The sequence below is a fragment of the Vibrio sp. MED222 genome (genome assembly GCF_000153005.1).
Classification (GTDB): Bacteria; Pseudomonadota; Gammaproteobacteria; order Enterobacterales; family Vibrionaceae; genus Vibrio; species Vibrio tasmaniensis_A.
The window spans coordinates 809,993-833,677 of the sequence record NZ_CH902606.1 but is presented as its reverse complement, the minus strand read 5'-3'; the positions used below and the strand labels follow the sequence as shown (position 1 = coordinate 833,677).

23 protein-coding genes and 3 pseudogenes are annotated in these 23,685 nt (G+C 43.5%); 19 read left to right on the top strand and 7 right to left on the bottom strand.

The features are described from left to right. The first annotated feature begins 62 nt into the window (after positions 1-62). Positions 63-695 carry a LysE family translocator gene (locus MED222_RS17925; RefSeq protein ID WP_009845666.1) on the top strand — a complete coding sequence of 211 codons (633 nt, stop codon included), beginning with the start codon at positions 63-65 and terminating at the stop codon, positions 693-695. Positions 696-822: 127 nt separating this feature from the next. On the opposite strand, the gene MED222_RS17930 is transcribed toward MED222_RS17925, so the two are convergent. Further along, on the bottom strand, positions 823-2,547 hold the full coding sequence (locus MED222_RS17930) for a phospho-sugar mutase (RefSeq protein WP_009845665.1): 1,725 nt from the start codon (positions 2,545-2,547) through the stop codon (positions 823-825). Positions 2,548-3,104: 557 nt separating this feature from the next. Between MED222_RS17930 and coxB the strand changes: the two genes are divergently transcribed. The 4 genes from coxB to MED222_RS17950 are packed head-to-tail and all read left to right on the top strand — an operon-like array spanning position 3,105 to position 7,544. Further along, entirely contained in the window at positions 3,105-4,307 is a 1,203-nt protein-coding gene (gene coxB / locus MED222_RS17935) for a cytochrome c oxidase subunit II (RefSeq protein ID WP_009845664.1), read from the top strand. Further along, complete coding sequence (gene ctaD, locus MED222_RS17940; protein ID WP_009845663.1) at positions 4,304-5,965, top strand: cytochrome c oxidase subunit I; 1,662 nt, start codon at positions 4,304-4,306, stop codon at positions 5,963-5,965. Before coxB ends, ctaD begins: the two co-directional genes overlap by 4 nt. Before the next feature lie 11 nt (positions 5,966-5,976). Beyond that, positions 5,977-6,621, top strand: coding sequence for a cytochrome c oxidase assembly protein (locus MED222_RS17945; RefSeq protein WP_009845662.1), 645 nt, complete (start codon positions 5,977-5,979; stop codon positions 6,619-6,621). Between the two features lie 38 nt (positions 6,622-6,659). Continuing rightward, positions 6,660-7,544 carry a cytochrome c oxidase subunit 3 gene (locus MED222_RS17950; RefSeq protein WP_009845661.1) on the top strand — a complete coding sequence of 295 codons (885 nt, stop codon included), beginning with the start codon at positions 6,660-6,662 and terminating at the stop codon, positions 7,542-7,544. A gap of 63 nt (positions 7,545-7,607) precedes the next feature. Here the strand turns inward: MED222_RS17950 and MED222_RS17955 are convergent, their stop codons facing one another. After that, positions 7,608-7,838 carry a DUF2909 family protein gene (locus tag MED222_RS17955; protein ID WP_009845660.1) on the bottom strand — a complete coding sequence of 77 codons (231 nt, stop codon included), beginning with the start codon at positions 7,836-7,838 and terminating at the stop codon, positions 7,608-7,610. On the opposite strand from MED222_RS17955, the gene MED222_RS17960 reads away from it, so the two are divergent. From MED222_RS17960 to MED222_RS17995, 8 genes are all read left to right on the top strand, one after another. Next, positions 7,777-8,655, top strand: a complete 879-nt coding sequence (locus MED222_RS17960) for an SURF1 family protein (RefSeq protein WP_102257518.1) — start codon at positions 7,777-7,779, stop codon at positions 8,653-8,655. The two genes, MED222_RS17955 and MED222_RS17960, sit on opposite strands and share 62 nt — an antisense overlap. After that, positions 8,648-9,256: a hypothetical protein gene (locus MED222_RS17965; protein ID WP_009845658.1), complete on the top strand. Its 609-nt coding sequence runs from the start codon at positions 8,648-8,650 to the stop codon at positions 9,254-9,256. The genes MED222_RS17960 and MED222_RS17965 overlap by 8 nt, the downstream gene beginning before the upstream one ends. Before the next feature lie 102 nt (positions 9,257-9,358). Then, on the top strand, positions 9,359-10,414 hold the full coding sequence (locus MED222_RS17970; protein ID WP_009845657.1) for a COX15/CtaA family protein: 1,056 nt from the start codon (positions 9,359-9,361) through the stop codon (positions 10,412-10,414). Next, on the top strand, positions 10,404-11,378 hold the full coding sequence (cyoE, locus tag MED222_RS17975) for a heme o synthase (protein ID WP_009845656.1): 975 nt from the start codon (positions 10,404-10,406) through the stop codon (positions 11,376-11,378). The genes MED222_RS17970 and cyoE overlap by 11 nt, the downstream gene beginning before the upstream one ends. A gap of 151 nt (positions 11,379-11,529) precedes the next feature. Continuing rightward, positions 11,530-11,883, top strand: a complete 354-nt coding sequence (locus MED222_RS17980) for a hypothetical protein (protein WP_009845655.1) — start codon at positions 11,530-11,532, stop codon at positions 11,881-11,883. A 96-nt stretch (positions 11,884-11,979) separates the two neighbouring features. Continuing rightward, the gene (locus tag MED222_RS17985; RefSeq protein WP_009845654.1) at positions 11,980-12,651 is read left to right on the top strand and encodes a DUF3313 domain-containing protein; all 672 of its coding nucleotides are present in this window, start codon (positions 11,980-11,982) and stop codon (positions 12,649-12,651) included. A 12-nt stretch (positions 12,652-12,663) separates the two neighbouring features. Then, positions 12,664-12,882 carry a DUF3820 family protein gene (locus tag MED222_RS17990; protein WP_009845653.1) on the top strand — a complete coding sequence of 73 codons (219 nt, stop codon included), beginning with the start codon at positions 12,664-12,666 and terminating at the stop codon, positions 12,880-12,882. A 565-nt stretch (positions 12,883-13,447) separates the two neighbouring features. Then, positions 13,448-14,185, top strand: coding sequence for a hypothetical protein (locus MED222_RS17995; protein WP_009845652.1), 738 nt, complete (start codon positions 13,448-13,450; stop codon positions 14,183-14,185). A 376-nt stretch (positions 14,186-14,561) separates the two neighbouring features. Here the strand turns inward: MED222_RS17995 and MED222_RS18000 are convergent. Continuing rightward, positions 14,562-14,783: pseudogene (locus MED222_RS18000) on the bottom strand (IS110 family transposase); the annotation flags it as partial. Positions 14,784-14,883: 100 nt separating this feature from the next. Between MED222_RS18000 and MED222_RS18005 the strand changes: the two are divergent. After that, on the top strand, positions 14,884-15,414 hold the full coding sequence (locus MED222_RS18005) for a GNAT family N-acetyltransferase (protein ID WP_009845650.1): 531 nt from the start codon (positions 14,884-14,886) through the stop codon (positions 15,412-15,414). A 324-nt stretch (positions 15,415-15,738) separates the two neighbouring features. Here MED222_RS18005 and MED222_RS22270 read toward each other — a convergent pair. Then, positions 15,739-15,944, bottom strand: a pseudogene (locus MED222_RS22270) (IS110 family transposase); the annotation flags it as partial. Between the two features lie 110 nt (positions 15,945-16,054). Here MED222_RS22270 and MED222_RS18010 point away from each other — a divergent pair. Next, positions 16,055-16,531 carry a hypothetical protein gene (locus MED222_RS18010; RefSeq protein ID WP_102257517.1) on the top strand — a complete coding sequence of 159 codons (477 nt, stop codon included), beginning with the start codon at positions 16,055-16,057 and terminating at the stop codon, positions 16,529-16,531. Between the two features lie 332 nt (positions 16,532-16,863). Here MED222_RS18010 and MED222_RS18015 read toward each other — a convergent pair. Continuing rightward, positions 16,864-17,088 (bottom strand): annotated as a pseudogene (locus MED222_RS18015) (IS110 family transposase); the annotation flags it as partial. 99 nt (positions 17,089-17,187) lie between these two features. Between MED222_RS18015 and MED222_RS18020 the strand changes: the two are divergent. From MED222_RS18020 to aroG, 4 genes are all read left to right on the top strand, one after another. Continuing rightward, entirely contained in the window at positions 17,188-17,685 is a 498-nt protein-coding gene (locus tag MED222_RS18020; RefSeq protein ID WP_009845647.1) for a hypothetical protein, read from the top strand. A 476-nt stretch (positions 17,686-18,161) separates the two neighbouring features. Next, positions 18,162-18,494, top strand: coding sequence for a type II toxin-antitoxin system RelE/ParE family toxin (locus MED222_RS18025; RefSeq protein WP_012600340.1), 333 nt, complete (start codon positions 18,162-18,164; stop codon positions 18,492-18,494). Then, positions 18,481-18,795: a helix-turn-helix domain-containing protein gene (locus MED222_RS18030; protein WP_009845645.1), complete on the top strand. Its 315-nt coding sequence runs from the start codon at positions 18,481-18,483 to the stop codon at positions 18,793-18,795. The genes MED222_RS18025 and MED222_RS18030 overlap by 14 nt, the downstream gene beginning before the upstream one ends. A 686-nt stretch (positions 18,796-19,481) precedes the next feature. Further along, positions 19,482-20,534 carry a 3-deoxy-7-phosphoheptulonate synthase AroG gene (gene aroG, locus MED222_RS18035; RefSeq protein WP_009845644.1) on the top strand — a complete coding sequence of 351 codons (1,053 nt, stop codon included), beginning with the start codon at positions 19,482-19,484 and terminating at the stop codon, positions 20,532-20,534. Between the two features lie 120 nt (positions 20,535-20,654). Here the strand turns inward: aroG and MED222_RS18040 are convergent, their stop codons facing one another. Next, on the bottom strand, positions 20,655-22,079 hold the full coding sequence (locus MED222_RS18040; protein WP_009845643.1) for a phosphomannomutase/phosphoglucomutase: 1,425 nt from the start codon (positions 22,077-22,079) through the stop codon (positions 20,655-20,657). 15 nt (positions 22,080-22,094) lie between these two features. Beyond that, positions 22,095-23,630, bottom strand: coding sequence for a mannose-1-phosphate guanylyltransferase/mannose-6-phosphate isomerase (locus MED222_RS18045; protein ID WP_009845642.1), 1,536 nt, complete (start codon positions 23,628-23,630; stop codon positions 22,095-22,097). Positions 23,631-23,685: the final 55 nt, after the last annotated feature.

Below are 23,685 nucleotides of genomic sequence, written 5' to 3'. Positions count from 1 at the left end.
ATCTGGAAGGGTGTTAGTAATTGATATAAAATTCGCCTCCATTTTTATCAATACTGAAACCCATGATCGATTTAACCATCCTACCTGTTTACCTGACGGCCGTTGTAGCTCTTCTCCTTTTACCAGGCCCTGATATGTTACTCATCGCAAGCTCAAGCATGAGCTATGGCCGTAAAGTCGGTGTGTTTGCGAGCTTAGGTAATGCGACTTCTGGAATTATCCTGACAGTATTGGCAGCAATGGGCGTTTCAGCATTGATTGCGATGAGTCCAGTGGCTTTAAAAGCTCTTCATCTATTAGGCGGTGCATACTTATTAAAGATGGGGTGGGATTGTCTTCGAACAGAACAGGGCAATGCGCCTGAGTTAAGCGATAACCGTGCTGCAAAAGCGTACTACCAACGAGCACTTATTAGTAACCTGCTTAATCCTAAAGCGTTGGTTTTTTTCGTGATGTTCTTACCGCAGTTTGTATCGACGAGTATTGAAGCGACTTCGGGCGAGCAGATGCTCGTTCTGGGTTTATTGCTGAATGTGCTAGGTTTGACGTTCAACTTTTTACTTGTGGCGTTAGTGGGCACTATTGGTAAATCTTTGGTAGAAAATGCAAAGTTTCGTACCTATCAGCAAAAAGTGATGGGCGGAGTTTTCATCGTGTTAGCGGTGTGGATGTTGTCTTCCTTCTTTACCTCGTAGACTGCAACTCAAACAGTTTATCGGGGTTAGCCGCCGATACAAAAATGGACGCTTCGAGCGTCCATTTTTTATGTCTATCAGTTACATATTGCACTTCATGGAACTGATGTTTTGAAAGAATGATGATCTAAGAGTTCAACTCTTTCTGGTGTTGTTCGATGAGCCTATCCATGTACTCTTCACCGCGCTTGCGAGTATCGTCATAGGTTTCTGTCCCTTCGAACTTTGTTACCGTCTCATAATAAACCTTAACTTTTGGTTCTGTTCCTGAAGGGCGGACGATAATGCGTGAACCATCCTCGAGATGATAGATGAGTACGTCACTTACTGGCAGGTTAATCGCTTCGGTAGCCCCACCGACAATAAAGCGCAAAGAAGACTGCAGATCTTCAATCACAGAGATAGCGACACCGTTTATTGCTTTAGGTTGTGCCGCTCGGAGTTTAGAACCAATCGATGGTGAATCTGGGTCTAGGGCAATACTTCGTTGCGCGTTGGTATGAACCCCATGTTCAAATGAAATTTGAGCGAGAAGATCCCAAACGGTTCGCCCTTGAGATTTTAACTCCTCAACCAGTTGAGCAAACACGACGATAGCAGACAGCCCATCTTTGTCTCGTACCTGAGTACCAATTGTGTAGCCTAACGCTTCTTCATAGGCGAACAAGAACTCGTTTTTCTCATCTTCTAATTGCATGCCAATATTCGCTAACCATTTAAAGCCAGTCAGCGTTTGGAAGTAAGTCGCACCATGGGATTGAGCCACTTTCTCAAGTAGAGTTGAAGATACGATACTGTTACCAACTAACTGGTTTTTAGTGTGTGGCTTTGATAGCAAGTAGTGCGCGAATAACACACCCACTTGGTCACCCGTGAGCATTTTGTACGAGTCATCTTCAGTTCTAACTTTATCATCGGTTCGAACGGCAACGGCAAATCGGTCTGCATCTGGGTCATTAGCGCAAGCGATGTCGGCATCGACACTTTTTGCTAAGTTAACCACAAGATCCATCGCGCCTTTTTCTTCCGGATTGGGGAAGTTTACGGTTGGGAAGTGACCATCTGGTTCTCTCTGTTCGGCAACACTGAACACCTTATGGAAACCAGAATCATGAAGTAGATCTTCCGCCATTTGTGCGCCGACACCATGCATAGCGGTATAGGTGATGGTGGTGTTCGCCGATTCGATCTCTTTACTCACGTGTGGACTCTGGTTGATAGCAGCACGATAGGTCTGATAGTAACCTTCAGTTAACCATACCAACTTACCTTGTGTTTCAGCGTCACTAAGGCTCATCAATGGGATGGGCTTGGTCGATGCGATATCTATTTCAGCAGCAATGCCTGCATCATGAGGGGGAATGATTTGAGCGCCATTCTCCCAGTACACTTTGAAGCCATTGTACTCCGGCGGGTTGTGGCTCGCCGTCACGACAACCGCCGCCGCCGCGTTGAAGTGCTCAATACCAAAGGCAACGATAGGTGTCGCTGCAACATTCGAAGTTAGGTAAACCTTAATACCTAAAGCGGTGAGTACAGAAGCTGTATCAATCGCGAATTGCTTTGAATCTAAACGACCGTCGTAGCCAACCACTACACCACGCATAGAGGCATTTTCGACATGTTCAATTAAATAGTGGCCAAGGCCTGTGGCTGTTTCTTGTATGACCAAGCGGTTCATTCTATTTGGGCCGCATCCGACTTTGCCGCGCAGTCCCGCCGTTCCGAATTCTAATCGTTGAATAAAGCGGTCTTCAAGTTCGTCGTGCATTCCCTCATCGATAAGGTATTGAAGCTCTTCACGAGTTCTTGGGTCTGGGTCTCTCGCTAACCAGTTCATTGCATCTTGCATAATCACTAAACCTTTTAATATCGGGGTGTCTTTCTGTTGATTTAATTTAAATGATACTGATTATCATTTCTATGAAAGCAATCGTAAAACTCGATTTAAAATAAATTCCAACAGCAAGGGAAAGGCATATGGGTAAAGCCACTTCAAATAATTGACTGTTTAATAAGTAAACTTACCTTGAACAATTGGATATCACTAACTAGCCTTTTACATAAATATAACAAAACTTAACAAGTTCGTCGTTTTTGAATCTTTAGTGGAAACTTACAACGCTTATGATCCGTATCGGTTCTTAAGTTCAGATGATGTCAGCAGCCCGTTTACAGGCTAGCTCCATGTGAGTTGTAGATTGAGATTCAGCTTTTCATGTTCAGCTGGAATAACAATGAATGTTGTCTGGCTCGGAATGACACATAGCTCGTAATGACACATAGCTCGTAATGACATGTAGTTCGTAATGAAACGTAGCTCGCAACGAATATAGCTCGTAACGAAACACAGCTCGCAACGACATTTAGGTCGCAAGTATCCAATTAGGAAGGATAAGGAGAGATCTTTTGAAAAGATTACTGGTTAGGCTAGCGTGGCTTTTGAAAAGTTTTGTTGTGGTTTTGGTGTCGCCTTTGGTGCATGCAAGCAGTGAATACAACATGACTCAAGGTGTCACTGAGATCAGCGGTAAGGTATACGAGCTTCATATGCTGATCTTCTATATCTGCTGTGCGATTGCCTTTGTTGTTTTTGGAGTGATGTTCTATTCGATTCTGAGGCACAGAAAGTCGAAGGGTGCGGTTGCTGCCCATTTTCACGAAAGCACGAAAGTAGAAATTCTTTGGACCATCATTCCTATTATTATCCTTATCGCTATGGCGATACCCGCCACTAAAACCTTAATAGCGATGGAAGACACCTCCCAATCAGATCTGACCGTAAAAATCACAGGGTCACAATGGAAATGGCACTACAGCTATTTTGGTGAAGACGTTGAGTTTTTCAGCCTCCTAGCAACCAGTGACAAAGAGATTGAAGGCATCGAAGTGAAAGGCGCGCATTACCTGCTAGAAGTTGATAAGCCACTTGTACTGCCTATCAATCGTAAAGTCCGCTTTTTGATGACTTCCGATGATGTGATTCACTCATGGTGGGTGCCAGCATTCGCCGTTAAGAAAGATACCATTCCAGGTTTTATTAATGAGGCTTGGACAAAGATAGATGAGCCCGGCGTCTACCGCGGGCAGTGTGCAGAGTTGTGTGGCCGCGCTCATGGTTTCATGCCGATAGTGGTGCATGCCATGGAAGAAGACGAGTTTGACGCATGGCTAGCAGAACAGAAAGAGTTGGCGATAGCCGAACAACAAGCCGCGAAAGATGCATTAGATGCGTCACTTTCTTTGGAAGAGTTGAATACCATCGGTGAAGAGGTTTACAAAACTCGATGTGCGGTTTGTCACCAAGCAAACGGTGAAGGCATTCCCGGAGCATTCCCTGCTATCAAAGGAAGTCCTATTGCCCTTGGTGATGTGGATGTTCATATCGACACCATTGTTTATGGTCGTGGCGGAACGGCGATGCAAGCATTCGATAATCAGTTAACCGAGAAAGAGATCGCAGCGGTAGTGACTTATCAACGAAATGCTTGGGGTAATAACACCGGCGATATTGTTCAGGCTTCAGATATCAACGCTTATAAGGCGAAGCAAGAAGGCAGTTCTGAAAGCTCAACGGATGATGCACAAAATGATGCTAAGGATCAGTTATGAGTTCACCAATCAATAAGCCGGTGAAATCGGCTCCAGCAGAAGATCAAGCACTGAGCCATTCTGTAGAAGGCACATTGGGTAATAATGATTTGCCTGTTGATGATCACGACTCACATGCGGCACCTAAAGGCTGGGCTCGTTGGCTGTATTCAACCAATCATAAAGACATTGGCACATTATATCTTTGGTTCAGTTTTGCGATGTTCTTAACGGGTGGTGCCATGGCAATGGTGATCCGTGCGGAGCTGTTCCAACCAGGGTTACAACTCGTTGAGCCCGATTTCTTCAATCAGATGACCACTGTCCATGGCTTGATCATGGTGTTTGGCGCAGTAATGCCCGCTTTTACGGGCTTGGCTAACTGGATGATTCCGATGATGATCGGAGCTCCAGATATGGCGTTGCCGAGAATGAACAACCTCAGTTTCTGGATTCTGCCTTTTGCATTTTTAATCTTGATCGGATCTTTGTTTACTGAGGGAGGCGGGCCGAGTTTTGGTTGGACATTTTATGCTCCGCTCTCAACAACTTATGGCCCAGACAGCACCGCGCTATTCGTATTCTCAGTTCATATTATGGGGATCAGTTCGATCATGGGGGCGATTAACGTGATCGTAACCATAGTGAACATGCGCGCGCCGGGTATGACTTGGTTCAAGCTACCGATGTTCGTATGGACATGGTTAATTACCGCTTTCTTATTAATAGCCGTGATGCCCGTGCTCGCGGGTGCGGTTACCATGGTGCTGACCGACAAATACTTTGGTACTAGCTTCTTTGATGCCGCTGGTGGTGGGGACCCGGTGATGTTCCAGCACATATTCTGGTTCTTTGGGCACCCTGAAGTGTACATCATGATCTTGCCGTCTTTTGGTATTGTCTCAGCCATCATTCCAGCATTCAGTGGCAAGCGTCTGTTTGGCTACCACTCTATGGTGTACGCGACTTGTAGTATCGCATTGTTGTCATTCTTGGTTTGGGCGCACCACATGTTCACCACGGGTATGCCAGTATTTGCCGAATTGTTCTTCATGTATTGCACTATGCTGATTGCGGTGCCGACCGGGGTGAAAGTCTTCAACTGGGTGGCGACCATGTGGCGGGGTGCTTTGACTTTTGAAACCCCAATGCTGTTTGCGATTGCCTTTATTGTTTTGTTTACGATTGGTGGGTTATCTGGATTGATGCTTGCTATCGTGCCTGCGGATTTCCAATACCACGATACCTATTTTGTTGTGGCTCATTTCCATTATGTTCTGGTGACAGGCGCCGTGTTCTCAATTATGGCCGCAGCTTATTACTGGCTGCCGAAATGGACAGGGCATATGTACGACCACAAGCTCAGTCTGTGGCACTTCTGGACGTCGGTAATCTCAGTTAATGTACTGTTCTTCCCTATGCACTTTTTAGGGCTAGCGGGCATGCCGCGTCGTATTCCAGATTACGCCATTCAATTTGCTGACGTTAACCAAGTGGTATCGATTGGTGGTTTTGCCTTTGGGTTGTCTCAGTTGATTTTCTTATGGCTGGCTATTAAGTGCGTAAGAGGCGGAGAGCCTGCACCAAGCAAGCCTTGGGATAGGGCTGAAGGGCTAGAATGGACAGTACCAAGCCCAGCGCCTCACCACACCTTTACTCATCCACCTAAAGTAGACTAGAGGGATTAGCTATGAGTGATAAGCAAAGCGATCCCAATCAAGATAAAAAACAACCAAAGCGCCTGTCTAATAAGCGCTCGACTAAAAAGCTGACGGGCTACTTGGTGTTGAGCGTGGTCGCGATGTTTGGCTTCGGTTTCGCTTTGGTTCCTCTGTATGACGTAATGTGTGAAGCCTTGGGGATCAACGGCAAAACCAACACGGTCTCTGCCGTTCAACCTCAGGGAATGCAGCCTGATTACTCTCGTACTGTTCGTGTTGAATTCATGTCGCACATTAAGCCAGATATGCCGTGGCAGTTTTCGCCTGAGGTTCGAGTATTAGAGGTTCATCCTGGTGAGGTGGTTCAAACTAACTACATTGCCAAAAACCTTTCTGGAGCCTCATTGGTTGGCCAAGCCGTACCATCGGTTTCTCCAGGTATGGGAGCAACTTACTTCAATAAGATGGAATGCTTTTGCTTTAATCAGCAGCCATTGGACGGGCACAAGAGCGCAGAAATGGGTTTGATATTTTACATTGAGCCAGATATTCCAGAATCGATACATACACTCACGCTCTCATATACGCTGTTTAACATCACGAGTCAGGTGAGTGGAGAGGCAAGTAAGCCTGAAGTGAGTACATCAACATTGAGCACACTCGCAAGTAACTAGGGGTTTACAGAACCAGAATCAACAAAAGGAGTTGAGCGATGAGTTCTAAAAAGGAAGTTTATTTCGTTCCACACCAAAGCCACTGGCCATTGGTGGGTGCTGTAGCACTGTTTTTGGTCGCAGTTGGCGCTGGCTTGACGGTGCAAAACATGGGCACCGACGCCGCAGGTGGAGTATTTGGCAAAGCGGTGTTGTTAGTCGGGTTTGCAGTGCTGCTTTACATGCTCGCAGGTTGGTTTAGCAATGTGATCACAGAATCATTGAGTGGTCTCTATTCTGAGCAGATTTCTCGTTCTTTTAGACAAGGAATGAGTTGGTTTATTTTCTCCGAAATCATGTTCTTCGGCGCTTTTTTTGGCGCGCTTTTCTATGCACGCATGATTTCTGTTCCTTGGATTGGTGGTGCGGGCAATAATGAAATGACCCATGAAGTATTGTGGCCGATGTTCCAATCAATATGGCCGCTAACGACTACCCCTGATGGCGTAACGACACAAGCCATGCCTTGGCAAGGTATCCCGCTTAAGAACACCATTATCCTGCTGCTTTCCTCTGTGACGCTGCACATGGCACATATCAGTCTTGAACAAAATAAGCGTATGGCTTTGATCGTCTGGTTGGAGATAACCATTGTTCTGGCTGGCTTCTTCCTGTTCTTTCAAGTTGAAGAGTATCTTCACGCTTATCAAGAGATGGGGCTGACACTTCAGTCTGGTATCTACGGCAATACCTTCTTCTTGTTGACTGGGTTCCATGGTTTGCATGTCTGTTTAGGAACTATCTTTTTGATCGTGTTGCTGGCAAGGGTTGCGAAAGACCACTTCACTCCGAAAGACCACTTTGCGTTCCAAGCGGGCAGTTGGTATTGGCACTTTGTTGATGTGGTTTGGTTAGGCCTGTTCGTGTTTGTCTATGTACTTTGATGATATACGGGGCTGCTTTAAGTCGTGTATTGAAGAATAAATAAGTTTGAAAACTTGAATGCCTTAGTAAGGTCTTGGATTTGGAGTGATGGTGCCTGAGGCTAGGGCAAGTAACAACAATAGCACGACGATGGCAGACAGCATCACACGGCGACCTAAGAAGTGACTCAGTCTTTTGCCATTGTGTTTACCAGAGGCGATTTGAATTAGGCCTTTCATCAAATTGAAAGCGATGAAGAACAGCAAAGCGACTAACACAATTTTAAACAACAACACAAAGGTAGATGACGCCATAGTGATAACTCCAAACCGATTGATTGATGATGAACACAAGTTCCGCAGTAAAGGTTTTTGGATAGCGGTTGTTTTAACTGTGGTTTCAGTCGGCGCTTTAATCAAGTTGGGTTTGTGGCAGTTAGATCGAGGTAACGAGAAATTGCGCTATGAACAGCAGCTATCAGAAAGAGCGCAGCAATCGTCTAGGTCATTGGACACGGTTATCTCTGAATGGAAGGGCTCGCGTACACAAATGCAAGGTGCATCTGAACAGCCGTCTTTAAATGGTTTGAGAGTTGACCTTGAGCTGGAAGCACCCAGTGGATTAGTGGTTTTGTTAGACAACCAGATTAACCAAGGAACGGTAGGGTATGTGATCTACATGTTGGGCGAAGTTCCAACACAAGATGGAAGAAAACAACTGTTGATCGATCTTGGGTTCGTTGCAGCGAGCCGTGACAGAAGAGAGCTACCCCAATTAGGAAGCATCACACTACCAACCAATATGTCAGGGCGTTTGTACACACGTTCGTTGAACCCTCTAAGTCATGAGTTGGGATTAGAAAATACGACACCGAATAGAATTCAAAACTTAAACATAACAGCGCTATCACAGTACACCGGGCAAGAAGTGCTGCCCTTTGTCTTCCAACCTCAGAGTTTAGATGCATGGCCCTATGAAATGTTATGGCGTCCAACGGCGATGAAATCTGAGAAGCACTTTGGTTACTCATTTCAATGGTTTGTTATGGCTGCGGTACTTTTGTTTTTGATGTTGTTAATTGGCTATCGGTACCTAAAAGCGACACCTATCACGGAGAACAACGATGGATAAGTCTCAAGCACAAGTGAACAGGGAAAGTACCGAGGCAAACATGGCTGAGCTCAGAAGCCGTCGTACTAAAGGACGCTTGGTATTAATCGGACTCGTTTTAATTTTCGCTTTGCCAGCCATTATCGCCAAAACTGTGTTGGATCAAAATTGGTATACGTCAGGTGTCACTAACTCAGGCGAATTGGTAGAACCAAGAATTACACTAGCGGATTTCGGCGTAACGGTACCCATGGCTGGAGAGGGTTGGGTTGTGGGTTATATCGCTCCCACAGAGTGTGAAAGCTTATGCGAACAACAACTCCATTATTTGAATCAAAGTTACTTGGCGCTAGGGAAAAACAAAGAGCGAGTGACCGCCGTTGTTTTCGTCTCAGAAGGTAACTCGTTGTCGGGTTCGCTCAACAAGCCTGATTTATCTTTGTTAGCAGGTGGTGATCAATTAAGTACTGAGTTTGCACCAGCTTCCATTGTCATAATTGACCCACTCGGGCAATTGGTTATGGAATACAAAAGTGTTTCTGATCCTTCGCAGCTAGTCAGCCAATCTAAAGGCATGATTCATGATTTAAGAAAGCTACTCAAGCTGTCACGAGTTGGGTAGTTAATCAGCTTAAGTTGATAAGCTTGAGTTGATGAGCTTTAGCAGATTGCGTTAATGCTGAGTGTTGTTAGCGAAAAGGGAATAAGTATAGGGAGATAAACGATGCAGAATAAAGCCCCTGATTTACTCATGCACATGATGAGATTAACTATCTTGTTAACCCTTACCGTGATTGTGCTCGGCGCTTATACCCGTTTGTCTGATGCTGGCCTTGGCTGTCCTGACTGGCCTGGGTGCTATGGAAAGATTACCGTTCCCTCGAATACCCAAGCCGTTAATCAAGCCAATCTACAATTTCCAGAACGAGCTCTCGAAGCAGACAAAGCTTGGATAGAGATGATCCACCGCTACTTTGCAGGAACATTAGGGCTGCTTATCTTTGTCGTTGTTGCTTGGTGTATTAAAAAGAATATAACAGCTGCTGGTCTTCCGTTACTTATCTCTGCAACCGTGATATTTCAGGCTTTGCTTGGAATGTGGACGGTGACTCTCAAGTTGATGCCCGTTGTGGTTATGGCGCATTTGATGGGGGGCTTCACGTTGTTGTCACTGCTGTGTCTGCTCTACTGTCGTTTGTCTCAATTCCAAAGCCGTTTTGGTGAGGCTACCTATTCTTCACCACTTAAAGTCTCGGCACTATTCGGATTACTCATTGTGGTTGGGCAGATACTGCTTGGTGGCTGGACATCGTCTAATTATGCCGCTCTGGTGTGTACCCAATTACCTATCTGTGAAGGGAACTGGACAAGCTATTTAGATTTCAAGAATGCCTTCGATTTTGCTCAACACGGCCATGATAACTATGAGTTTGGCGTGTTGGAGTATCCCGCAAGGCTTACCATCCATGTCATGCACAGGTTCGGGGCTATTGTGGCGACGTTAACGGTGCTGATGATCGTGTACCAGCTATGGAAATTTGGCCAAGCGCCTCACCAAAAGCTGAGCGTGATTGTCGCAATAGTCCTGTTTACTCAAATTAGCCTTGGGATCAGTAATGTATGGTTTCATCTGCCAATCTCAGTTGCGGTTTTGCATAACCTAGTCGCAGCGATGTTGCTCATCAGCATGGTTGTAACCAATTTTGTCGTGTGGCAACACAAACCGAGTGAGAGCTTGGTGAAAAACAGTGTATTACAAGGAGGTAATCATGGTCAGTAGAACGTCAACACAGTATGAAGTGGTGGCTCAAGACGCAGCCTTAACTCATAAGATAGCAGTCAACAATGACATAGCTTTAAGTAACGAAATTGCTATAAAAAACAAAGCCACTTGGAAAATTTATTTAACGCTGACCAAGCCTAAAGTGGTGGCTTTGATGTTGCTGACGGCATTGGTTGGAATGTGTTTGGCTGTGCCTAATGGATTACCTTTACAGCAAACTGTGTTCGGGATGATTGGGATAGGGCTGATGGCAGGTTCAGCCGCTGCGTTTAACCATTTGATCGATAAAAAGATCGACGGCCAGATGACTCGAACAAATCGACGTCCTTTACCATCCGGTGAACTGAGTAGTGTGCGTGTGTTCAGCTTTGCCGCGGGTATCGGCTTACTTGGGTTTGCCACGTTAATGGTGTGGGTCAATCAACTCACCGCTTGGTTAACCTTTGCAAGCTTGTTGGGTTACGCAGTGATTTATACCATGTACTTAAAACGAGCGACGCCACAAAACATTGTGATCGCAGGGATCGCAGGCGCAATGCCACCTCTACTGGGCTGGACGGCAGTCACCAACGAGCTTCATTCAAATGCTTGGTTGTTGGTGATGATCATCTTTATTTGGACACCTCCGCACTTCTGGGCGTTGGCAATTCATCGTCGTGATGAGTATGCCAAAGTGAATATTCCCATGTTGCCCGTGACCCACGGAATCGAATACACCAAGACTTCAATTTTGCTGTATACATTGTTGTTAAGCATCGTGTGTGTGTTACCAGTATTAGTTGGCATGAGCAGTTGGATATATCTGAGCGCGTCTTTGGTGCTCAACGGTGGGTTTGTCTATCACGCGTGGGTTCTGAAATATCGTGATGAACCTAATATGGCGATGAAGACCTTTAAGTTCTCCATTTATCATCTTATGATTTTGTTTGTTGCTTTGTTGGCGGATCATTATCTGCTCTGATAGCTCTGATAGCTCTGATAGCTCTGAACAGATCAAACAAGGTTATTCCCATATCAAAACCAAACCTTTGGTTTCCACTAACCAAACCCTGACATGTCATGTATGAAAAGCCGGACAATTGATTGGCATGAATTATATAAAGGAACCGGTAATGGAATTCACTGAGCAAGATAGAGATGCTTTGTACCAAACGTGGATGTCACAAAAATCTCGAATGCGAATTACGCAGATGGAGTTTTCAAAAAAGCTAGGGATGAACCAGTTGGATTTTTCGCGAGTGCTAAGAGGGGAGAAAGCATTAACCATGTCTTTCGTTAGTCACTTCTGTCGTTTGCTTCATTTGGAGCCAAGGAATGTGCTCCCTTCACTTAAAGAAGACAATGAATCCGGGCCCAAAGTGGTTTATCTGAAAAGTAGAATGAGTGTTGATGGTGAGATCCAAAATGCTTATATCGAAGGCAATCAGGTGATCGTAGAGTATGCACATACTGTTCAGAACCATTGATTTTAGATCGAGCTCTGAGTTTTACCTCTTTTTCTACAACTTTTTAACTTAGGGTATGGCATACTTGGTTAATTCCTTGATTTACTTAAGTGCGTTATGAAACCTTTAAAAGTCCTTTTGCTTGTTGCAACCAGCATGTTTTTGTTTGGTTGTGCAGGCGGCCCAATTAAAACCGCTACTAAATTCACCAGTTATGAAGATTTTCGGCCTGGCCCTGATGGAGGCGTTGATTTAGTTTGGGCAAGGATAGGGCTGCGTGACGAACAACGTTTGAAATCCAAGTTAGACGCTTATGACTCTGTGGTGATCGACCAAATCTTTGTGTTGGCAGAAGAAGGCACATTAGATCAGGAAGACATTCAGGAGCTCACAGATCATATGGTAAGTCGTTTGGAAGCGAAAATATCGCCTCATAAAACGATTGTCGATGAACCAACAGGGAACACGCTACGCTTGAGTATCGCTTTAAGTAATGTTGAAACGCCCAACCCTATCTTAGCCGTGACAAGCAGTGTGCTGCCGTTTGGTCTTGCGATGTCGACTATATATAAGGTGACGACAGGCGAGCACACCAACGTTGGGAGCGCCAGTGTTGAGCTATTGGTCAGCGATGCGCAAGACGGTACTCCATTGTTTGCAGCCATCGACCGCGAAGCGGGTAATAAAGACTTGTCTACTATGATTGATTCGTTAGATGATGCCAAAGATGCGATCAACTATTGGGTTGAACGTTTAGGTGATACTCTACAGAATATCGACGACGTCTAGAAAGAGCTTGTAATGCTAGAGAAAGAAAACCTGATTAAGCTAGCCAGAATGCAAATGCCTTTTGGCAAATACGCTGGCCGCACCTTGATTGACCTACCTGAAGAATACTTGCTGTGGTTCGATAAAAAGGGCTTCCCACAAGGTGAGTTGGGCGACTTAATGCAGTTATGTTTAGCTCTCAAGATTGAGGGCTTAGATTCTGTGGTGCAACCGCTTAAATATGACTATTAGCCCTAGTCACATCTCACACTTAGTAACTAAAATCCCATCCAAATAAGTGACGAGTAGTGGTGATTTTCTGAGGAACATTCAAAAGGAAAAAACTGAATCTTGCCTTTTGAATGTTTATGAACCCAGAGTCGCTGTAACTTTAATATTTCCACCAACACCTCCCTCAAAGCGCCCGAATTTATGATTACTTTTATACATTCACGTATTCATTGATGACGAGTCAGAATCGACTAGCTTTACCTTCCCTTAAGTGACCTGTACACACAGACAGTTTATTGAATAATTAATGACTTTAAAAAGAGTGGTTTTTAACACTGAATGAGCACGAACCTAACGAGGGTAATGGTGTTAAGTTTTTGAATAGTAATTGGATTGATAAGTGGCTAAGAATGATAACGTGCCTTACAAAGGCGGCAATGTGTGCTTGCACGTTTTCACACGGAATGTTGAGACCCGATTTTATATTAAATGCATAGCATTCAGTTGGTTATGACCGACCTTTTTGATATGTTAAGCGGACGGGTTCGTGCTTGCATGATTATGGTAATTAGTGAGGATTGAGAGTATGCAGCAAGGCTATATGTCTGAGTCTTCTTGGGATGAATTGACTTTTGATGAACGAAGTTCTTTACAGTTAATGAGAGAAAAATATAAGAACTCTGATCATCATCTGAAATTAATCGATCAGTCCTATGAAGCTATGGGAAAGATTTTTCGATCGAGAATCAATAGTGAAGTAATAAAATATAAAAGATATGAAGGAGACCTCGACGGGGTTTATTTAATTATTAATAAAGCTATTCATGATTTTTTCGGTTCAAGCCATTTTCCTGCAACCAAACATAAATCAAAAGAAATTCATGACTTTCACCAAAAACAAAGACAAAAAGCGTCCAAATTATCTGACGAAGCATTTTGTAGCTTAGAAAGAACAATTAACTGGTTATCAAATACAACAACGACAAAACAAGATGAACTTGATATGTCAGTAGCAAATGAAAAATTAATAGAGTTAAAAAAGTTAATTAGTTCGCATCTAGAACGAGTCGATCTTCATGATCGTTCTCCCTCTAAAGCTGAAAGCTTTGTACTTGGTACCTGTAATAATCTTATATGGTTTGCGAACATAAAAGCAACTAGAACTATTGACTCATCAGGGGGGAAAACACCGTTTTTGAGGTTTTTAGAGGTGTTTTTCCCATTTGAAGCGGAACCAATTTTATCTAGTTTATATGAAAAGCAAAAAAGACTACCTATAGAAAAAAGAATTGGTGGAACTTTTATTCCTGTTCGTAGGGGGTAAATTAGATTTACTAGGTATATGTTTTTGCCCCCTATGTTTAAAGACTTAATACTTTAATATGACCTTATATTAAGAATATATGAGGTTAAAAATGAATGAGTTAATTGATTTACTAACAGCAGTGTCAGGTTTGATTATCAGTATTGCGATGTTAATTAAGGCAACTAAAATATGAGAATTACCATAACAAATAAGGATTAAGGTGTTGCGTAGCCAACACTAAATCCCAAGTGTTGAACAAACCCGAAGCCACTTTATTAAGTAAATTGTACGATTGTATCTGAAGGGCATATCGCTTTGAGGCTTTTCTCAAGGCGATCGAGGCCAAGGTAAGGTCGCGATAGCAATCTTATTAACCAGTTAGCTGTTCTTCGTTTCTTTCGTCGTGACCGAGCTTATTGAGTGTTCTTGCCCAATAATGTGCACCACCACACGCTTCAACGCCTATACGCATGAGAGGCATATTTGCTATTGTAGTCAGCAGTTTAGAGCGAGTTACTGATTTATGAAGTATGACCTTACCATTTTGGTCTACGGCATGAAGACCCAAGTGGTTTTTAGCTAGGTCGATACCGCAGAAATAAGAATAATCAGACATGGTGCCTCCGGTGCAATTAAGTACCACATCAGTGTGGCAGCTCCTCGGGAGGGGGAATCCATGTCATTCGTTAGTTTGCTTCAAAGAATAGGGAAGTATCATGGAAGAAAAACGAGTAAGCATGAGACCAGCAAAACCGAATGAATTGGAATTAATTCATGCTTTAGTAACTTCAAACGACGCATGGACTAAGTTTAATGGTCCGTATTTTCCTTATTGTCACCCTTCGTTAAAGCAGTTTGAAAAGTCTTCGTTTCAACGGTTGTTAAGCGGTTTAGATTTACAGTTAATCACTGTCGATGATAACCCGATAGGAACAGTCAGCAGTTACTGGGAATGTGAAGAAACTCATTGGCTTGAAGCTGGTGTGGTAATCTACGATTCAAATTATTGGGGTCAAGGTATCGCCGCTTTGGCTCTTCCTCAATGGATCTCTTACTTGTTCAAAAATAACAGAATCGAAAGGGTCGGTTTGACAACATGGTCAGGTAATCCTCGCATGATGTCTCTGGCGTTGAAGTTGGGCTTTCAGCAAGAAGCGAGGCTAAGAAAAGTACGTTATTATGAAGGCGAGTATTACGATTCAGTGAAATATGGGGTGTTGCGTTCGGAGTGGCAAGAACGCAACTAACAAATAAGGATTAATGTGTTGCGTAGCCAACACTAAATCCCATGTGTTGAACAAGCCCGAAGCCACTTTATTAAGTAAATTGTACGATTGCATTTGAAGGGCTCATCGCTTTGAGGTACTTCTCAAGACGGGCGAATCCAAGGTAAGGTTGCGATAGCAGTCTTATCAACCAGTTAGCTTTCTTTCGTCGTCACATCTCCTCTGATTTCATCAATGCCATTCTCCTTATTATCAATGCCTTTCAGCTAGGTGGATAGGCTCATTCCGAAACTCGCCATGTATTGGTCTTACTTTTATAGCTAAAAGTGACTGTGTCTTCGGTGAGATACTAGCGTCATGCCCCCGTTGATTGAGTGTTCTTGCCCAATAATGTGCACCACTACACGCTTCAACGCCTATACGCATGAGTGGAATATTTGCTATTGTAGTCAGTAGTTTAGAGCGAGTTAGTGACTTATGAAGTAAGATTTTACTATTTTGCTCTACGGCATGAGGGTAAAATGGCTTTTAACTAAGTCGATACTGCGCAATTAAGACTAATCAGACATGGTACCTCAGGTTCAATTAAGTACCACATAAGTGTGGCAGATTTTCGGTAGGGGGAATCCATGTCATTCGTTATGAGTGAACAGGAGTTTCAGTGGCTGTATATTTAGATTCAATAAAAGTTTCACCTAGAAGAGATATGTTAAAAGTCATAGATGAATACTCAATGTCATCAGATAGTGTCAGTCTAACTGATGATATTCGCTTCAAACTAGTAGAAATATTGCCATTGGGTTCGGTGTCTGAAGATAGTTTCGCTGAAAACGATATCGCTCTAGTTGTTCGTGTGCCATTTCATCGAAGAGGGACGTTATTGTTTGGCTTCGGAGTAATCTTAGGTTGGCGTCCTCTAGTGACAATAGAGTTTGATGTTATTTCTTTGGCTAGCGGTGAGACAATTGAAACATTGCGTTCAACAAACAAGCTTAGTTGGAGTGGGTATATTAGAGGTCTCCTACGTTTGAACTCAATCATTCATATTAAGCCAGAATTTGGGTTTGCAGACCTTGAGCCACTTATAGAACAGTCTGTATGGAGCCTTTTGAAGGAGATTCAAACTAAGTACTCATAACAAATAAGGATTAAGGTATTGCGTAGCCAACACTAAATCCCAAGTGTTGAACAAGCCCGAAGCGACTTTATTAAGTAAATTGTACGGTTGGGTTTGAAGGGCGCACCGCTTTGAGGCTTTTCTCAGGCGAGTGAGGCCAAGATAAGGTTGCGATAACAATCTTATCAACCAGTTAGCTATTTTTCGTTTCTTTCGTCGTCACATCTCCTCTGATTTCGCTAATGCCATTATTCTTATTATCGATGCCTTTCAGCTAGGTGGATAGGCTCATTCTGAAACTCGCCATGTATTGGTCTTACTTTTATAGCTAAAAGTGACTGTGTCTTCGGTGAGATACTAGCGTCATGCCCCCGTTGATTGAGTGTTCTTACCCAATAATGTGCACCACCACACGCTTCAACGCCTATACGCATAAGTGGCATATTTGCTATTGTAGTCAGTAGTTTAGAGCGAGTTAGTGACTTATGAAGTAAGACCTTACTATTTTGGTCTACGGCATGATGACTAAAGTGGTTTTTAGCTAGGTCGATACCGCAGAAATAAGAATAATCAGACATGGTGCCTCCGGTGTAATTAAGTACCACGTAAGTGTGGCAGATCCTCGGGAGGGGAAATCCATGTCATTCGTTATGTCTCCGTAAGAAGAAAGGTATAGAATGAAGTTTATATTTGTTATTATTTCTTGCATATTTACTAACATTGCTAGTGCGAATACGTTGTACAAAACTGTAGAAATAGAAGCACTTAAAGAGTTTTTGGATGTGTGTGTAATAGAAGAAAATGGTTGGTGTCTAGATAAACCAATCTACTTTGAGTCGAATAATGCTTTAGCAATAAGATTAAATATAAATCATTCGTTAATCGGGCAAGGAGAACACGATCCAGAGTTAGTGCTTGAATTAGCGATGCTTAGTAATCTTTTGATGTTTAACTCAGTAGCAGCGCAACTATACAATATAGATGAAAGTTATGTTGACCTAAAGCTCAAGGAGACTAATCAAGACAATGTGGTAGTGTTAGGTACAATTGTCTCTGATGAAAAACGTTATGTGGGCTACTATCACATAAGTAATTCAACGACTTATATGATGCACGAAATCACATCTGATTACGCAGACAGCGTAGAGTTCTATTTGGACAAAATAAATAGATAGGCGCTCTCTAAAAAGACGTAACGAATAAGGATTAAGGTGTTGCGCAGTCAACACTAAATCCCGAGTGTTGAACAAGCCCGAAGCCACTTTGTTAAGTAAATTGTACGATTGCATTTGAAGGGCACATCGCTTTGAGGCTTTTCTCAAGGCGAGCGAGGCTAAGATAAGGTTACGATAGCAATCTTATCAACCAGTTAGCTGTTTTTCGTTTCTTTCGTCGCCACATCTCCTCTGATTTCGTCAATGCCATTCTCCTTATTATCAATGCCTTTCGGCTACGTGGGTCGGCTCACTCCAACGCACCGCGATAGAGGTATCGCGACAAATAGCTCAGTGCAGAAGTGAGTGCAAGTTTCGTTGTCGGCTTTGAGTATGCAGGCGTTATAGCTCAGGTCAGATTCACCTTTCGAAAGGTCATAACTACGTTAATCACGTATAGTTTTGCCATGTGTACGTCACTTGCGTATACTCTGAGTATGAAAAGTGTATTTGTCGAATCGACCATATTTGAAAAGTACCGTAATGAATATCTCAGCGATGATGAGTTTAGGCTTTTTCAAGCTGAGTTAATGTCTAACCCAAAACAGGGGGACGTGATTCAAGGTACAGGTGGTTTGCGAAAGATTCGAGTTGCAAGTAAAGGTAAGGGCAAGCGTGGCGGCTCTCGTGTTATCTATTACTTCCTCGATGAAAAGCGTCGTTTCTACTTGCTGACAATTTATGGCAAGAATGAAATGTCCGATTTAACTGCAGATCAAAAGAAACAATTAAAGGCTTTTATGGAGGCGTGGCGTAATGAGCAATCGTGACCTATTTGCAGAGTTAAGTACTGCTCTTGTTGAGGCTAAAGAGCATTCAGAGGGTAAACTCACTCTTAAAACTCATCAAGTTAACGATATCAGTGAGTTAGATATTTCACCTAATGAAATCGTGAGTATCCGTGAACAGTTTAATATGTCGCGTGGTGTGTTTGCGCGTTTACTGCATACATCATCCCGAACATTAGAAAACTGGGAACAAGGGCGTAGCGCACCAAATGGACAAGCTGTGACCCTTCTAAAATTGGTTCAGCGTCATCCGGAAACTCTTTCGCACATCGCTGAGCTATAACAAATAAGGGCTAGGGTGTTGCGCAGTCAACACTAAATCCCGAGTGTTCAACAAGCCCGAAGCGACTTTATTAATTAAATTGTACTATTGCATTTGAAGGGCACATCGCTTTGAGGCTTTTCACAAGACGATCGAGGCCAAGGTAAGGTCGCGATAGCAATCTTATCAACCAGTTAGCTGTTCTTCGTTTCTTTCGTCGTCACATCTTCTGTTGTTTCGCCTGTACAATTCTCCATATACCGTTCCTGCGCAGAAATTGCCAAATTTGATCAGTTCTATTCTTCGATGAGTAACATCCAAACCAAGGTTGTGGTGCTAGTTCCCATTTTTCTCTATGTGACGAAAAGTCTTTAGCTCTCTATTTTTTGTGTATGCGTTTTGTAAAGGCTGTAGTGTGGTAAAGAGCTTTTATCTATCGTTGCGTAAGACATTATCTAGCCAGGATAGTTTGAAGAGCTGTGTTCTTACTGTGTCTGATAACTGCACAATCGATAACGTGTAAATAATGTTATACAGGGTGTTTTAAATATAAAACACAAAATAAATTGCGTTTTTTTTTAATTAGTGATTGAAACTGTGGTTTTTACTAGTTAAGTTACAGGGAACAAGAAGATAAATGCTGATGGAAAATGACGTGAGATAACGTGCATTCAGCCTCAAGGATAGAAAATAGGAAGAAGTAAGCAATGTTCCAGACTGATGATGTAAGAATTAACAAAGTAAAAGAGTTATTACCCCCTGTTGCTGTTTTAGAAAAGTTTCCAGCGACAGAAATTGCTTCTTCTACAACCTTTGAAAGCCGCAAAGCGATCCACAATATTTTAGAAGATAGCGATGATCGCTTACTTGTTATTGTTGGCCCATGTTCTATTCATGATACAGAAGCTGCGCTTGAGTACGGTAAACGTTTGAAAGTGCTACGCGACGAACTAGGCGATAACCTTGAAATCGTAATGCGTGTTTACTTTGAAAAACCACGTACCACTGTTGGCTGGAAAGGCCTAATCAATGACCCGTACATGAACGACACGTTCAAACTAAATGACGGTCTTCGTCTAGGACGTAAGTTACTACTTGACCTAACTGATATGGGAATGCCTACGGCGAGTGAATTCTTAGATATGATTACGCCGCAATACGTTGCTGACCTAATCAGCTGGGGCGCAATTGGCGCACGTACGACAGAATCTCAAGTTCACCGTGAACTGGCTTCAGGCCTATCTTGCCCAGTTGGCTTCAAGAATGGTACGGATGGCAACATCAAGATCGCAACAGATGCAATTCGCTCTGCAAGTGCTTCGCACCACTTCTTGTCGGTAACTAAATACGGTCACTCAGCGATCGTTGAAACCGCAGGTAACCCTGATTGTCATATCATCCTACGCGGTGGTAAAGAGCCAAACTACAGTGCAGAGCACGTTGGTAAGATTAAAGAAGAGCTAGAAGCTTCAGGTCTTCCACAGAAGGTGATGATTGACTTCAGCCACGCGAACAGCTCAAAGCAGTTCAAGCGCCAAATGAACGTTTCTGATGACGTAAGTGCACAGATCTCAGGCGGTGACAAAGCCATCTTTGGTGTGATGATTGAATCTCATCTTGTTGAAGGTCGCCAAGATTTAGTTGACGGTAAAGCGGCGACATACGGCCAATCTGTTACTGACGCATGTATCGGTTGGGAAGATACTGAAACAGTACTTCGCCAACTAGCAGATGCTGTTGAAGCACGTCGTAACAAATAGACTGATTATTGCATATTACAGTCGGCGATTAAGCTGCTGAAAATTCAAAGCCCTTATTAGCAATCGCTAGTAAGGGCTTTTTTGTGGATTTTAGTTTTAAACGGAAAGCGCCTTGGACTCTTAAATAAGAAAAGACAGTAGCTCGTCGACTTTAAGTGATAGCAAAGCTCTATTTTGTCTGGTTTCTACATTAAGGCGTATTAATGGCTCGGTATTAGACTTTCTTAAGTTGAAGCGCCATGTGTCCATATTCATGCTGATCCCGTCTGTGTGATCGATCTCAACGGCATTATCTCGGTAGTGCAATAACACACAAGCCATGACTTCCTCTGGGTTGGATACTCTGCGATTGATCTCTCCGGATGAGGGGAATCTATCCATACTTGCGTTCGTCAGTTGGTAAAGAGACTGTTGGGTTTTCGACATTAGTTCAATAACCAGTAGCCAAGGAATCATTCCTGAGTCGCAATATCCAAAATCACGAAAATAATGGTGTGCGCTCATCTCACCACCGTAGACCGCATTCGTTTCACGCATCTTCTCTTTGATAAGTGCGTGTCCCGCTTTAATCCCAATCGCTTTTCCACCACGTTTGTAAGCGATTTCAATCGTGTTCCATGTCATGCGCATATCGTGTAATACAGTGGCGTTCGGCTCTTTTAATAAGAATGCTTCAGCAAGCAACCCGACAATGTAATAACCTTCAATGTAATTGCCTGTCTCGTCAAAGAAAAAGCAGCGATCGAAGTCTCCATCCCAAGCAATACCAAGATCGGCCGAGCTTTGTAAAACGGCGTCTCTGGTGGCTGTTTGGTTTTCTTTAATCAATGGGTTCGGAATGCCATTAGGGAATGTTCCGTCAGGAGTATGGTGAACCTTGATGAAGGTGATCGGAATATCGAGCGTGGCAAAGCGAGCTTCTAAATCATCAATAATACGCCCTGCGACACCGTTCCCTGCGTTCACCACAATTTTCATAGGTGAAAGCTCAGAAGGAGATATATAAGAGAGTAGGTGGTCTACATAAGGGGCGAGAATACTGGTCGATCTACTAGAGTTACTTGGTTGTGCATGAACGAACGGTAAATTGCAGTTCAGCTCTTGATTAAGCTCTGCAATGCGTCGTTTGATTTCATCTAACCCACTGTTTTTACTTATCGGGCTAGCGTCCAAGCCGACCAATTTCATTCCGTTGTAATTAATTGGGTTATGGCTTGCCGTAATTTGGATTCCGCCAATGGCGCCAAGGTGGCGAGTTGCAAAGTAGACTTCTTCAGTCCCTGTCATTCCAAGATCAACGACGGTTATTCCAGACTCGATTAAGCCTTTGGTCATGGCTTCTTGTAATGAAAGGGACGTTTCTCGGTTATCACGACCAATCACCACTTGAGCCAATCCATCGAATGAGGCTTCAGGTGTCGTGGATAGGGCGTATTCTCCAAATGCTTTGCCGAGCAGGTAGGTAAAGTACCCATTGATTTGGTCACCAATGATGCCGCGAATATCGTTGTTCTTAAAGCAGCTAAGGTCTAATGTTGGTTTCACTTGATTGTCGCCGCTTTATTTCGATTTGTTGTTCTGAGACGAAGAAGCTTGTTGGTTTCGAACCTCTCGCCCATAGCTGTCTTGATATCGAATGATATCGTCTTCACTTAAGTGACTACCGGTTTGTACTTCGATCATTTCGAGAGGTGAGTCTCCAGGGTTCTCAAGGCTGTGGATATGGCCTAGTGGAATGTAAGTGGATTGATCTTCTTCGATTAGATACGTTTTCTCATCGTTGGTTACTTTCGCAGTGCCAGCCACGACTACCCAATGTTCTGCTCTATGGTGATGCATTTGCAACGAAAGCCTATGGCCAGCGTTGACTGTAATGCGCTTCACTTTGTCTCGTTTGCCTAGATCGATCACGTCGTATTTACCCCAAGGCCTAAAGACCTCGCGATGATGGACATGTTCCGTTCGACCAGCCTGATTCAGTTGGCTAACAATCGACTTAACACTTTGAACTTTGTCTTTGTTCGCAACCAATATTGCATCTTTAGTTTCGACAATGATCAAATTGTCGACACCTACAGTCGCGACCAGCTTATTTTCCGCATGAATGTAGTTGTGTTGAGAATCGACGGTTAATACATCACCTTCAATGACGTTATTGTGCTCATCTTTGTCGCTTACATCCCAGATAGCAGACCACGAACCAATATCATTCCAACCAACGTCCATCGGGATCACTGCGGCGTGTGAGGTCTTCTCCATCACGGCATAATCGATAGAGTCACTTGGGCTATTTTTGAATGCTTCTGCCTCGATACGGATAAAGTCGAGGTCGGTATTTTGCTTTGAAAGAGCTAACTGACAAGCCGCTAATATTTCTGGGTGGTGTTTAGAGAGTTCTTCAAGGTAGCGGGATGCCTTAAACATGAACATGCCGCTGTTCCACAAGTATTGCTCTGAACGTATGTATTCTTCTGCAGTTGCTTTATCAGGCTTTTCTATGAAGCATTCAATGGTGTAGGCATGATGGACTGATTGCACTGTAGTGTTGGTTTCTATTTGCAGGCTAGAGGGAAGTGGTTGGCCTTGTTTGATATAGCCATAACCAGTCTCTGGAGCATTCGGGGTTATACCGAATGTCACCAGTTTGCCTTGTTTTGCGTAACCAACACCACGGCTAATTGTTTGTTGAAATTCAGAGGTTTTAGCGATGTGATGATCGGCCGCCAACACTAATAAGATAGGGTCAGATTCGTTCGATTTTTTATCCACTGATTTGCTTAGAGCCTGTAGGGCAGCAAGCGCAATAGCTGGGGCTGTATTTCTACCGACAGGCTCTAAAAGGATTCCACTGTGTTGGATTTTAGTGGCGCGAACTTGTTCAGCGGCAATAAAGCGGTGTTCTTCATTACAGATAATGAATGGAGCTGCGCACTTGCTATCCGTTAGATAGTCCTCAAGACCTTGCAAGCGTTGAAGCGTTTGCTGAAGCATTGACTGTTCGCCAGCAATATTGAGAAATTGCTTAGGGTAAAGTTCGCGAGACAGAGGCCAGAGGCGACTTCCGGAGCCGCCAGCTAGGATCACAGGTAAAATCATAGAGTGGTAATTAGGTGTATTTGAATACTGGCGCCATGTTACCACGCTTCACTCT

Coding starts and splice junctions, on each gene's coding strand:
- MED222_RS17925 (WP_009845666.1), top strand. CDS start 63: ATGATCGATTTAACCATCCTACCTGTTTACCTGACGGCCGTTGTAGCT.
- MED222_RS17930 (WP_009845665.1), bottom strand. CDS start 2,547: ATGCAAGATGCAATGAACTGGTTAGCGAGAGACCCAGACCCAAGAACT.
- ctaD (WP_009845663.1), top strand. CDS start 4,304: ATGAGTTCACCAATCAATAAGCCGGTGAAATCGGCTCCAGCAGAAGAT.
- MED222_RS17945 (WP_009845662.1), top strand. CDS start 5,977: ATGAGTGATAAGCAAAGCGATCCCAATCAAGATAAAAAACAACCAAAG.
- MED222_RS17950 (WP_009845661.1), top strand. CDS start 6,660: ATGAGTTCTAAAAAGGAAGTTTATTTCGTTCCACACCAAAGCCACTGG.
- MED222_RS17960 (WP_102257518.1), top strand. CDS start 7,777: ATGAAGAACAGCAAAGCGACTAACACAATTTTAAACAACAACACAAAG.
- MED222_RS17955 (WP_009845660.1), bottom strand. CDS start 7,838: ATGGCGTCATCTACCTTTGTGTTGTTGTTTAAAATTGTGTTAGTCGCT.
- MED222_RS17965 (WP_009845658.1), top strand. CDS start 8,648: ATGGATAAGTCTCAAGCACAAGTGAACAGGGAAAGTACCGAGGCAAAC.
- MED222_RS17970 (WP_009845657.1), top strand. CDS start 9,359: ATGCAGAATAAAGCCCCTGATTTACTCATGCACATGATGAGATTAACT.
- cyoE (WP_009845656.1), top strand. CDS start 10,404: ATGGTCAGTAGAACGTCAACACAGTATGAAGTGGTGGCTCAAGACGCA.
- MED222_RS17980 (WP_009845655.1), top strand. CDS start 11,530: ATGGAATTCACTGAGCAAGATAGAGATGCTTTGTACCAAACGTGGATG.
- MED222_RS17985 (WP_009845654.1), top strand. CDS start 11,980: ATGAAACCTTTAAAAGTCCTTTTGCTTGTTGCAACCAGCATGTTTTTG.
- MED222_RS17990 (WP_009845653.1), top strand. CDS start 12,664: ATGCTAGAGAAAGAAAACCTGATTAAGCTAGCCAGAATGCAAATGCCT.
- MED222_RS17995 (WP_009845652.1), top strand. CDS start 13,448: ATGCAGCAAGGCTATATGTCTGAGTCTTCTTGGGATGAATTGACTTTT.
- MED222_RS18005 (WP_009845650.1), top strand. CDS start 14,884: ATGGAAGAAAAACGAGTAAGCATGAGACCAGCAAAACCGAATGAATTG.
- MED222_RS18020 (WP_009845647.1), top strand. CDS start 17,188: ATGAAGTTTATATTTGTTATTATTTCTTGCATATTTACTAACATTGCT.
- MED222_RS18025 (WP_012600340.1), top strand. CDS start 18,162: ATGAAAAGTGTATTTGTCGAATCGACCATATTTGAAAAGTACCGTAAT.
- MED222_RS18030 (WP_009845645.1), top strand. CDS start 18,481: ATGAGCAATCGTGACCTATTTGCAGAGTTAAGTACTGCTCTTGTTGAG.
- aroG (WP_009845644.1), top strand. CDS start 19,482: ATGTTCCAGACTGATGATGTAAGAATTAACAAAGTAAAAGAGTTATTA.
- MED222_RS18045 (WP_009845642.1), bottom strand. CDS start 23,630: ATGATTTTACCTGTGATCCTAGCTGGCGGCTCCGGAAGTCGCCTCTGG.